This window comes from Paenibacillus aceti, assembly GCF_003614185.1.
GTDB lineage: Bacteria > Bacillota > Bacilli > Paenibacillales > Paenibacillaceae > Fontibacillus > Fontibacillus aceti.
On record NZ_KZ987724.1, the window covers coordinates 2,849,759 to 2,860,978 of the forward strand.

General features: G+C 46.3%; 10 protein-coding genes. 2 read left to right on the forward strand and 8 right to left on the reverse strand.

Annotated features, from left to right (window positions below; all coding sequences use genetic code 11):
* Nucleotides 1-2: 2 nt before the first annotated feature.
* The 6 genes from BFJ94_RS12760 to BFJ94_RS12785 all read right to left on the reverse strand — a co-directional run bounded on the left by BFJ94_RS12760 (nt 3) and on the right by BFJ94_RS12785 (nt 8,468).
* Nucleotides 3-842, reverse strand: a complete 840-nt coding sequence (locus tag BFJ94_RS12760; protein WP_120463011.1) for an SDR family NAD(P)-dependent oxidoreductase — start codon at nt 840-842, stop codon at nt 3-5.
* Entirely contained in the window at nt 839-1,429 is a 591-nt protein-coding gene (locus BFJ94_RS12765; RefSeq protein WP_120463012.1) for a hypothetical protein, read from the reverse strand. The genes BFJ94_RS12760 and BFJ94_RS12765 overlap by 4 nt, the downstream gene beginning before the upstream one ends.
* Nucleotides 1,430-1,613: 184 nt before the next feature.
* Nucleotides 1,614-3,641 carry a glycosyl hydrolase family 18 protein gene (locus tag BFJ94_RS12770; RefSeq protein WP_120465220.1) on the reverse strand — a complete coding sequence of 676 codons (2,028 nt, stop codon included), beginning with the start codon at nt 3,639-3,641 and terminating at the stop codon, nt 1,614-1,616.
* Between the two features lie 478 nt (nt 3,642-4,119).
* On the reverse strand, nt 4,120-5,670 hold the full coding sequence (locus tag BFJ94_RS12775; RefSeq protein ID WP_120463013.1) for a hydantoinase/oxoprolinase N-terminal domain-containing protein: 1,551 nt from the start codon (nt 5,668-5,670) through the stop codon (nt 4,120-4,122).
* Nucleotides 5,663-6,766, reverse strand: a complete 1,104-nt coding sequence (locus tag BFJ94_RS12780) for an S-methyl thiohydantoin desulfurase family protein (protein WP_120463014.1) — start codon at nt 6,764-6,766, stop codon at nt 5,663-5,665. Before BFJ94_RS12780 ends, BFJ94_RS12775 begins: the two co-directional genes overlap by 8 nt.
* Before the next feature lie 136 nt (nt 6,767-6,902).
* Entirely contained in the window at nt 6,903-8,468 is a 1,566-nt protein-coding gene (locus BFJ94_RS12785; protein ID WP_120463015.1) for a PucR family transcriptional regulator, read from the reverse strand.
* 426 nt (nt 8,469-8,894) lie between these two features.
* Between BFJ94_RS12785 and BFJ94_RS12790 the strand changes: the two genes are divergently transcribed.
* Nucleotides 8,895-9,293 (forward strand): SH3 domain-containing protein, encoded by a 399-nt coding sequence (locus tag BFJ94_RS12790; RefSeq protein WP_162944266.1) that lies wholly within the window; start codon nt 8,895-8,897, stop codon nt 9,291-9,293.
* A gap of 137 nt (nt 9,294-9,430) precedes the next feature.
* On the opposite strand, the gene BFJ94_RS12795 is transcribed toward BFJ94_RS12790, so the two are convergent.
* Nucleotides 9,431-9,625 (reverse strand): YwbE family protein, encoded by a 195-nt coding sequence (locus BFJ94_RS12795; RefSeq protein WP_188831502.1) that lies wholly within the window; start codon nt 9,623-9,625, stop codon nt 9,431-9,433.
* Between the two features lie 125 nt (nt 9,626-9,750).
* Between BFJ94_RS12795 and BFJ94_RS12800 the strand changes: the two genes are divergently transcribed.
* Nucleotides 9,751-9,972, forward strand: a complete 222-nt coding sequence (locus BFJ94_RS12800; RefSeq protein WP_120463017.1) for a hypothetical protein — start codon at nt 9,751-9,753, stop codon at nt 9,970-9,972.
* A gap of 201 nt (nt 9,973-10,173) precedes the next feature.
* On the opposite strand, the gene groEL is transcribed toward BFJ94_RS12800, so the two are convergent.
* Nucleotides 10,174-11,220: chaperonin GroEL (gene groEL, locus BFJ94_RS12805; RefSeq protein WP_120465222.1), on the reverse strand; the 1,047-nt coding region annotated here is incomplete at its 5' end.

Here is an 11,220-nt window from a genome sequence, read left to right on the forward strand (position 1 = left end):
GATCATTTGGTTCCCTTCCCTTTTAGGTAACGATCGACATATCCTTCAATCCAGCTCCAGGCCAGCCACCGTTTTCCGATCGCTAGCGTCTTTGCTCCCTTACCGATGGGATAACGAAATCTAGGCTTCGACTTTTGGGCGATGTGCGCGACCAACCTGGCGACCTCCCGGGGATCGGCCCCGTTATCTCTGGATTTCATCGCTTCCTTAACCAGATATTGCTGAAAAGCATTGCCGGTTTGCAGCCCTGCGACTTTCTCCAGCCCCCGCTCCCAAATTTTCGTCCGATAGGCTCCCGGTTGAACGAGGGACACCCAAATCCCTTCGTTCATCAGCTCCAGCCGCAGGCTTTCGCCCCAGCCTTCCAGCGCAAATTTTGAAGATACATAAGCAGACATGCCTGGGAATCCAAAAAATCCGCTCACACTGCTGATCGCAATTATTTTCCCGCTTCCATCTCTCGGTATGAACGGCAGCAAAGCCTTCGTCGTCCGCACAGCGCCAAAAAAGTTCGTCTGGAACTGAGCCTGCCACTCCTCCTCCGTTAAATCCTGAAAGAAGCCGCTTTGGCAGTACCCTGCATTATTCACCAAGACTTGAACCGATATGGAATGCTGTTCTAAATAGGTCGCCACCCGGTCCAGATCCTCCTGCTTCGTCACATCAAGCTGTAATACGGTGAGTCTCTCCAGTGTCGCTTGCTCTCGGGCAACCCCCTCGATCTGGGTGCGATTGTTAACATCCCGCATCGTCGCCAGTACATGATAGCCCTGATAGGCCAGTTCCAATGCCGTGTACATCCCGAAGCCACTGCTCGCCCCAGTCACAAGTGCATATTTCAATTGAATCCCTCCACTTCCTCAGCATAATTCGTCGTTAATTCTGTGAAAATCTTTTGCTTGTACGGGTTTTCTCCTGAAAAGTCGTCTGGGTCCGTTCCATCAAGATTAAACTTACCTGCTTGCATATTAATGACACTGTATTGACCAAACGTGTTTTTGCTCAAAAATACCAGATATCGGCTATCTTTTTTCATAGCGGTATACCCATCAAGCGCGATTCTTATTTTACCTCTTAGGGTTTGACGTACACCAATAGGTTCTATTACGTTAAGATGAACGGTCTCTTCTTCCGGCCCTTTTAACACCTTTTCGACATTCATCTCTGTAGACGTGACAATATACTCAATAACACCTCTAGAGCGCTCTTTCAAAAGCACCTCTCGATCTTCAAATTTTTTGAGCGGACTACCGATGACAACCAGATCAGCCCCTGAGAATAATGATTCTGCAGACGAGTATCCTTTATAATCGGCGATTACATATCCGTCATGAACGGAATTATAAATAGCAAAATAATAGTAGCAAGCGGCAGCAAGAATTAAAGTAAAGACCAGGGCAATCACGATGTTTTTCTTTTTTGATAACATTTCATAATCCCCCTTACTTTAGTGCTCCTCACGAGCTTCATCTTACCTCCACAATTTACCACGGATTCCGACTGATTTGTACTACAATTTAACATTTCAGGAAGTTGAGAGAATATCACTGCAAATAAAAGAGCTTCCCCAAAAGTCCAAAATGCTACTTGTGGAGAAGCCCTGACCTTATCGATTAGTGCGGCAAATCATTAGATACAACGGATTGTAATGTGCGATTTCTGTCCGCATTTAATTCCCAGAACATCGCGCCGCGAAGCCCTTTGCTCTGGATGAACTCATTTTTCAAATGAATGGATTGCTCGTCATCGTACGTGATGAAGATTTTCGTGGAGGGATTGTAGAGAAATGGCGTCTGGGTTACGTTGTTCCAATAACGAGTATAGCCTTGGCCGGCAACGGTATATTTACCTGTGGAATCGGCGGATAGCATACCGTTGTTCTGCATATGGGCAAAGTCATAGGTCGATCCATCGGAACCGCCCGTGGCCTCGCCGGTACAGCTTTGATACAAACCGTTGTTATTCGGGCCTGCGTTGCATCCTTTCCAGCCGTAGCCATAGAACGGTTCGCCGATGGTTATTTTCGTGGGAGAAATGCCTTTGTTCAAGTAGTTGGTTACTGTGGAATTAATATTGAATTGGCTGTTGCCATAGGGGTTGGCCGGGTCGTTATACAACGGCGATGTGATGCCGCTAGTAGCATCCCAAGGACCATAGTAATCATAGGTCATGATATTGATCCAGTCCAAATACTGCGCTGCGGTAGACAACCAGTTGTTCGTGCCCCCTGCATCGGCAAGGAAGCTGGAGTTCGCACTGGAGGCGATCGTAATATAGTAATGCTTGCCATCCTGCTGTCCGGCTATATCCAGAGCTTGGCGAAGGGTCTGCAGTAGCAGAATATAGTTCGCTTTATCGGCGGTACGTTGACAGGTTTGGCCTGACGCGCAAGGTACACCAATGCTATTCGGGTATTCCCAGTCGATGTCGATCCCATCGAATTGATATTGACGCAAGAAATTAACGGCGGAAGTAGCGAAGTTTCCTCTGGTTACCGGATCATTCGCTGTGTTGGAGAATTGGTTGGACCAGGTCCAGCCGCCGACAGAGGCGAATAATTTAAGATTTGGATTGGTGTTTTTGAGCTGTCTTATCGTAACTAATTGGTTGTATCCACCATCAGCTGTACCGTCTACAAGTGGATCTCCAAGCACGATAGAACCGTTCGGGGCATTATTGGCTGTACCGTCGCCGTTTTGACAGGGCCATGTGTTTGGATTAGGATTATCGGGATCTCTAGAAGGATTACCATGTTTGCCGTTCCAACAGATATCGAGGAATGCATAGTTAATTACCGTTACTTTGGAGGGATCAACATCGGCGGGTGTGAAGGACGGGGTATTGTAGGCGGCCCAGCTGGGGAAGTAGCTGATGATCTCATACTGGGTTGAATTTTGCGCAAGGGTTGTTACGGTGAGTTCGCTGCTAGCGGGGGATATATTGCCTGCTGCATCTTTGGCTTTCACAGTAAAGGTATAGGAAGTCTCTGGGGTTAAGCCTGTAACCATGTAGGAGGGCGTTGTTGAAGATCCGGACAGCGTGGTGCCATTAAAAATATCGTAGCCTGTGACGCCAACATTGTCGGTTGAAGCGGTCCAGCTTAAGGATACGGAGCTTGTAGTTATTGCGGATGCTGTTAAATGGGTCGGCACTGTCGGTGACTCTGTGTCTACAATTGGCTCGCTCGTTGTTACGTTGACGGGGGCGCTGGCTGGTGATCGGTTACCTGCAGCATCCTTGGCTATGACAGTAAAAGTATATGCTGTACTAGCGCTGAGCCCCGTTGCTGTATAGGAAGTCGTTGTCGAAGAACCAGCCAGTGTCGAACCGTTATACACCTCATATCCCGTGACATCCACATTATCGGTTGAAGCGGTCCAACTCAGCGTAACTGAACTACTGGTGATGTTGCTGGCTGTTACATCGGTAGGTACGGTCGGTGGCTGTGTGTCAGCCGGGCCGGATTGTTTGCTCCAAAGTGCCGGGACGTTCGGTGGTTCCCAGCCAACAAGAGAGGTATGCCCTTGCACACATTGGTAGGTATCTGTTCCATAGGTGACGATATCGCCGGTTTTATATACTGTATTCGGCTCCCAGGATGCCGCGCCCAAGGCGGTCAAGGGTACGGCTGTGAATACCATGACGATGACAAGCAGCAGGATCACACTAGCTTTTTTGACCTTTCTCAATTCGGATCACACTCCGCATTCATATTGGTGGATGGCTCGTCAAACCTGAGGAATACGTTGCACCTCTCCTTTCACTAATAAATCTATGTAATCGCATTCCAAATTTCCTAGAATGAGAGAAGAAGGTAGTATGATTGGGCGGGGATAGAATGCGAAATTACAAGCCAGCATGCGGGAGTGTGGGATTGCACTTCGAATCAATTTCACGGAAGGATGTTAAAACTGGGTCAAATCGAGGTCAAGCGAGTCCAAGGAAATCCGGTAAAACATGTAACACGAAAATAAATATATGCACTATGGGAAAACTACAGAACGCTATTTGCTCCAAAACAAGGCCCATTCTAAAATAACGAAACTATATCGCTATTTGAGCTAAAATCAACCTTTAACCGGCTATTTGAGCCCAATAGCGATATCCAGTTTCGTTAGTCTAACTCATCTTCCCTACAACCTTAACTCTTAATCGAGTTGCATTTTCCGGGTGATAGGCAAGCGGTATCTCTTCAACTTCTACCAATTTTATCGTAGTAGGTTCGGCTCCGGCGATGACCGCCTGTTTCACTGCTTTTTCCTCAGCGTCCTTAAGCGACTCCTCTCGCGGTTGACGAGAATAAATGTAGATCTGTTCGTACTGTCCACTAATTTGAGAGATCGATGCTCCGATGGCATTCGCAACTCCGCCGTTCTCCACTTTCACGATATCCGCTACTCCAGGAATCTCAGCTGGAATAATCACGTTACCTCCACCTACCAGCACGATCTGTACATCTCCGGAAGAAGTTTTCATCTTATCAATCGCATTGGCAATGATCGAAGAAATTACGGATTGGACTTGTTTGGCAAATCCTTCATCGATATGACTAACTAAGCTCTTGTCTCCCACGTCAGCTAGTCCGAGACGAACCGCAATGTCTGTCGCAGTCATGGTGTTTCCACCAAATACAAGCGCTTCTTCTCCGATCTTATAGCCTACACTATCTGGACCAACCGTTATCTTGCCTCCCTCTACACGTACAATGCTTCCGCCGCCGAGTCCTACTGAGATGATATCCGGCATTCTGAAATTGGTACGAATATCGCCTATTTCCACGGCTACAGAGGATTCTCTTGGAAATCCATCCTGCAAAACACCGATATCCGATGTCGTACCGCCTACGTCGATGACCATCGTATCTTTAATGTTCGCTAAATAGGAAGCTCCCCGAATACTATTCGTTGGTCCGCAAGCTATCGTAAAAATCGGGAATTGCTTGGCATATTCAATCGACATGAGCGTGCCGTCATTCTGGCATAGGTACACTTCGACATCTTTAATCCCTTCCGCCTCTAACGCATTAGCGAAACCGGTGGTGGTGGCTTCGATGACATGACATAAAGCCGAGTTCAGAATCGTTGCATTCTCTCTTTCAATCAGACCGACAGATCCGATCAAGGACGAACAGGATACCGTATAGTTCTCCCCGTAGGCTTCCCAGATTAAGTCTCGTACCTTGAGTTCCTGATCATTTTTGATGGAGGAAAATACACCAATGACCGCTATAGTTTCTACTTTATCACGCCACTTCTCTAGCAAATCATTAATCTCCTGCTCATCGATCTCACCGAGCACCTGACCATCATATTCGTAGCCACCTTGAACTAGAGCATAGTTGCCTGTGAGTTGTTCTACCATGTCTTGAGGCCAAGCCGTATATGGAGGAACAGAAGCGGTTGCGGGGAATCCCAAGCGAATTACGCCGACTTTGGCCAACTTCTTCCGTTCAACGATCGCATTGGTGCATTGCGTTGTCCCCAGCATCGCATGCGTGATTTTCGTCTTATCGACCTTCGCTTCCTGCAATACTTTTCGCAGCGAAGTCACAATCCCTGTCTTTATATCCAATGTTGTTGGGGATTTCACGCTATGAATTAACTGGTTATGCTCATCCAAAATAATAGCATCTGTATTCGTCCCGCCTACATCTATTCCAATTCTATACATGGCTAGCCACCGCCTTACTTATCAATTTTTCAATCGGAGCATAATCGTAATCATATCCGAAGTATCTCGGTCCCACCGTCTTGATTCCCATCTCGGTTCTCCACTTGGGATGCGCTGGCAACCCGATAACGCGGACGCGTTTTCCATATTTCAAGCTCTCCGTGGTGACGGGAAGCAAGGTTTCATAGTCGACCAAACAGATTAAATCCGGTGTCATCGCTACAACCTGACCGTTCTTCTCGGCAAGCAGGTTCTCATTCTGAAAATAAACCTTCATCTGCTCGTCTTTGCTCATCTCGATGCCTTCCAGATTCATTTTGCCAAAATTAAAGCCGCCCTTCGTTTCCCGGATGACATCTGTTATTTTCCCCTGGAACAACTCATATCCGGAGGTCAGGCTTAAAAGCTGCTCAAGCTTGTCTTTTGCATCTCTGTTTTTGGCAGAAATGATCTCTCCGATCTGCTCCGATAGAGTTACGATGTGATGGACACCGCTTTTCTTGATTTGAGCTCCCGTCGTCGAATACAGGCTTACTAAAGCACTGGCCCCCATTTCCACTGTGGCTGTACGTGCTAACCGTTCCGTCCATTTATTGTCGATCGTTTCGAAGATGCCGATGTTCCCTTTCTCATCTGTAATGGCGATCGGTGCAGCCGAAATTCCGTCGAGGTTGAACGTCACCATTTGCAGCTCTGGAAAAGCTCTGCCCATGCCATCGCAATCAATCAGTGGTAAATTCAACTGTGCTGCAACGACGATCGGAATCATGGAATTGACCCCGCCCGCTTCCATCGGGAAGGTGCCTGAGATTTTCTCTCTGCCCAAATACTTGGCCAGCTTCTGAAACACCTTGACGAATTCGTCTCCTTTCGGAAATTTCTCCACCAATACGGAAGGCGCGCCCATCATGGCAGACGGAATGAAGAAGTCTTCGTCTTCAATTTCATCCACAGAGTAAAGTTTTACGGGTCCGTTTTTTTCAATAGCTGAAAGAGCCATGAGTTTACCAATGTAAGGATCTCCTCCCCCACCTGTCCCTAAAAATGCAGCGCCTACGGCAATATACTCAATCGCTTGTTGATCTAAATATCTCATTTGATTTCCCTCCAATAGGACTGACTTTCTGGAGTCAATTTTTCTTATTATAGAGGGCTTCATAGCGTTACGTCTTTTGCTAAAACCCAAAAAAAATCCGTAATTTTTGTCTTTTTGACAAAAGTTACGGATTAGACTAGCTGTGTATCAGTCGATAAATCATACAGGCGATGCAAACCTCATAAAATTCGGAATTCACCGTGACATCATAACCGATTAATTCGCTGATCTTTTTAATGCGATATTTCACTGTGTTTTTATGCACGAACAGCATTTTTCCACAGGCATCATAATTCCCTTTGGCATCTAACAAGAAGGTCATGAGGGTCTTAAGCGAATCTGGATCACCTAGAATGGGATCAATCACAGCCAACCATTCCTCAAGGACTTCTTCTCCTTGTGCGCTCAAATCGATCGCTTGTTTCATCGAACGCATCTCAGCTGCCGTATACAATTTACGATGCTCATAAATCAGATGGACCTTCCGTCCCACACTGTTCACCAGCCGGTACATACGCCGTACATCTTGCGTATTTCTCATTCTGGGGGCATAGACCATCTCGGAAATAAGGGAGGAAGAATTCGTTGTTTCGATATACTCGGCGGCAATTTCATACTCATTGTACTTATAAGAGCAATTTCCCATGAGGGCAATGACACAATGATCGACGGTTTGAATGACCGCTGTTTTATAATATTTGAATAAATACTCTTCCAACTCTTCGCGAATCTGCTTTTCTTTCGATAAATCCTGAATAAATACTAACCACATCATCTGAATGGAAGCGACATCAATATGGAGAAGATGAGCCAGCCTGCGCATTTTATCGCTCTCATCATTAATAATCGCTTTTACCAGGGCGTATTCGCTAACCTCGTTATGCTTATCCCCCCACAGATTGATGGCCACCTGTACAACCTCGCTGATTTTATCGATAGTCTTCGCAGGTAATTTTGAATTCTCTTTAATTAGAAATAGATAGAGCACTTCTCCGTTTTTTTGGTGAACACTCTTGTATTCTACATAACAATCGGAACTAGACTCTGCTTGCCCCTTCGCCCCATTCAATAAATAGGGAGCATATTCATTTATAAGATGAGCCACATCTAACGATGAATTACGAGGCCACATCACTTGATTCACGATCTCCATATGCGTGTTCGTCAGGATGAGGTTCGCTTTCAGCCGATCGGACAGAAATTTAAGAGTAATTTCGACACTTCGTGCGTGTTCTGGCAGTAAAGATACTTTCTCTAAGGCTTCATTTACAAAATTATCATTGAACGTCTGGTTGTTCAGAACAATCGCTTCTATCACTTCATAGATCACTTCATTATAACGAAGTGAAAAATCATTTTCAGGCATGCAAATGATGATGAAGTTTTTGGACTCTGCTAATTGCAGCACCTCTGCGGCTACTTCCGGAATAATGATTCCCACATAATATAAAATCAGTCCGACTTCACCGAGCTCATACAAATACTCAATCGCCTCACATTGTTTCTCAATACTATCTTTAATGGAGTAAAAAGAACTGATCACCATCTCTTCCGCATACCACTCTTCTTGAACCGAATTGACGATCCGGGAGGAATAATCCGCGTTTGAAACCTCCAGTACGGATAAAGAGGAAATGGTACGGTGAAGATTACTCTTTCCAGTCAGTACCTTGGCTCCTCGAAAGGAAGGTAATTGCAGCATATCTTTTACAGTTATCCCATTTTACTCACCACTTCTTCTGTGTTCTCTAAGGTTTTTCACGAAATGAATTATCGATCAATATATCAAATTAAATGTAATATGTAAATTCAACTGCTTACAACCTGCTAGATAAGTCCCATTCAGGCCCTAGTAAATTAGACTTATATATTTACAGTAAATGGATTGACTTAATCTGGCGGAGGCTATAAAGACTGGTTTATCCAAGAATTTGGCCGCCCTGGCTTTACCATCGAGGTGGCAGAATACGCCGGGGAACGAAGCGTGCCCTTAAGTGCTTTTAAGGGAATCTGTTCCAAACATAAAGAGGTTCCGTTATTTACTGCGCAGAAATCTTATACTCTTTGGCTGGAGAAACAAAAGGTTCAATATCTCCAGCAATCTATGAGTCTATTAGCAGAAACTAAATTGTATAGCAAAATTGGAGTTGCAGACAGCATCTCCAATCTGAAGCCACAACAGGTTGAAGTTACCGCTCAGAAGGGCGACTGGTATAAGGTAATAAGCGACCAGGGAACGGGTTGGATTCAGCCGTCGCCAGGAAAACTGGCCGTTGTTGAGAATATGAATGCAACTGCCGAACTTAAGGATAACGCTTATACCTATAAATATCCGGATGCTTTCTCCCCTAAGGGATCCACTCTGAGTCCACAAACCGTTCAGGTCATTGGGCGTTGGTCTGACTGGCTGCTTATCAATACTAACAATGGCAACTGGTGGATTGACGGTCGCCATATAGAGCTAAATTCGGCTGCTGAGGAGGCAGCACCTGAGATAGCCCCTGAAGGAGAAGTGCCAGCCGCTTGATGCTGAGGTCCAAATAGTTACTCAACATTTAAAGAAGCCTCTCATCAGTCCAAATGAACTGGTGAGAGGCTTCTTTTATAGAGAGTATGTTGCATTGTTTAGTCAGATAGATAAACACTCATAATGCACATTGCATATTACAAAATAGCCTGTACACGCCCTACGGTCCCGTCTGTAAGCCTTACTTTAATGCCTCTCGAATGATTGGGCGAGTTCGTCAGCAGCTTCTCGACCAGGCCCTGCGTCCGTTTGCCTGTACGCTGATCTTCCTTTTTCACGATTTCTACAGTCATTCCCGGCTTGATATTCGCCCGGATCATATGCGACTCCATACCTTTCACGATCCTCTCTGTCTCTTATCAATCTTCGTAGTATGTCCTTTCATCATTGCATAAATGAAAATGGTTTTCCGTTCAGGTATAATAAAATCAAAACAACTTGTGGAGGCTTCATGGACATGGAAGAAGAACAAAAACAACAGGCCATCCCGGCTGAGGATGAACAAGGTAATTTCAAGTTGCTCGATGTAGAGTGTATCCTTTCGATCACGTCAGAAATCGAAGGCGATGAAGACAGCGCCGCAATTTTTAATTACAAAGATGGTAAAACGTATAAATACGTTCACAGTGAAAAAGCAATGAAGCAGTTCGGTGAATGGATTCAAAGAGGAGAAAGCTAATTATAAAAAGTTACGCCCATTGCGAGACATCTGTCTAGCCTTGTCATTGTCCCATTCGGAAAAAAATCCGCCATTCACTAGGAATGGCGGACCTCTAAAGTCTCTCAGATATTGCTCCTGAGAGGCCTTTATTAAATAATGTGCTCAAACGGCGTTTCCCTTCCGTAAAACCCTTAATGCATAAGGCTTTGTGAGCCTTTATTACATCATTCCGCCCATTCCACCCATGCCGCCCATGTCTGGCATAGCTGGCTTTTCTGGCTCTGGCTTGTCGGCTACTACCGCTTCGGTAGTCAAGAACAGGCCTGCTACGGATGCTGCATATTGCAGGGCGGAGCGGGTTACCTTCGCAGGGTCAACGATACCCGCGTCGAACATGTTCACCCATTCGCCAGTCGCTGCGTTGTAACCTACGCCTACTTCTTCTTTCTTCAGGCGTTCTACGATTACGGAGCCTTCTTCACCCGCATTCGCTGCGATGGTGCGAACGGGCTCTTCCAGCGCGCGGAGTACGATGTTCGCGCCTGTCTTCTCGTCGCCGCTCAGTTCAAGTCCAGCTACAGCGTTGTATACGTTGATAAGCGCTACGCCACCGCCCGATACGATCCCTTCTTCAACCGCTGCGCGAGTTGCATTCAGGGCATCTTCGATGCGAAGCTTGCGTTCCTTCAGTTCAGTTTCTGTGGCTGCACCGACTTTGATGACAGCTACGCCGCCAGCCAGCTTCGCCAGACGCTCTTGCAATTTCTCCTTGTCGAAGTCGGAAGTCGTCTCTTCCAGCTGCGCACGGATTTGGTTCACGCGAGCATCGATATCCGCTTTGTCGCCGCTGCCGTCTACGATCGTCGTGTTCTCTTTCGTGACGATCACTTGACGAGCGTTACCCAATTGTTCGATCGAAGTCGTCTTCAGATCAAGACCGAGCTTCTCGGTGATCACTTGGCCGCCAGTCAAGGCTGCGATATCCTGCAGCATCGCTTCACGACGGTCGCCAAAGCCAGGAGCCTTCACGGCTACCGCATTGAAGGTACCACGCAGCTTGTTCACGATCAGCATCGCTTGTGCTTCGCCTTCGATATCTTCGGCGATCACCAGCAATGGTCTGGATTGTTGTACGATCTTCTCAAGCAGTGGCAAAATTTCTTGCGTGCTGCTGATCTTCTTATCTGTAATCAAGATGTAAGGATTGTCGAGAACCGCTTCCATCTTGTCCGTATCTGTGATCATGTATGGGGATACATAGCCACG

Bases quoted from the DNA above. Each gene is read 5' to 3' on its own strand.
- BFJ94_RS12785 (WP_120463015.1), bottom strand. From the start codon at position 8,468: ATGCTGCAATTACCTTCCTTTCGAGGAGCCAAGGTACTGACTGGAAAG.
- BFJ94_RS12800 (WP_120463017.1), top strand. From the start codon at position 9,751: ATGGAAGAAGAACAAAAACAACAGGCCATCCCGGCTGAGGATGAACAA.
- BFJ94_RS12775 (WP_120463013.1), bottom strand. From the start codon at position 5,670: ATGTATAGAATTGGAATAGATGTAGGCGGGACGAATACAGATGCTATT.
- BFJ94_RS12795 (WP_188831502.1), bottom strand. From the start codon at position 9,625: ATGGAGTCGCATATGATCCGGGCGAATATCAAGCCGGGAATGACTGTA.
- BFJ94_RS12780 (WP_120463014.1), bottom strand. From the start codon at position 6,766: ATGAGATATTTAGATCAACAAGCGATTGAGTATATTGCCGTAGGCGCT.
- BFJ94_RS12770 (WP_120465220.1), bottom strand. From the start codon at position 3,641: ATGGTATTCACAGCCGTACCCTTGACCGCCTTGGGCGCGGCATCCTGG.
- BFJ94_RS12765 (WP_120463012.1), bottom strand. From the start codon at position 1,429: ATGTTATCAAAAAAGAAAAACATCGTGATTGCCCTGGTCTTTACTTTA.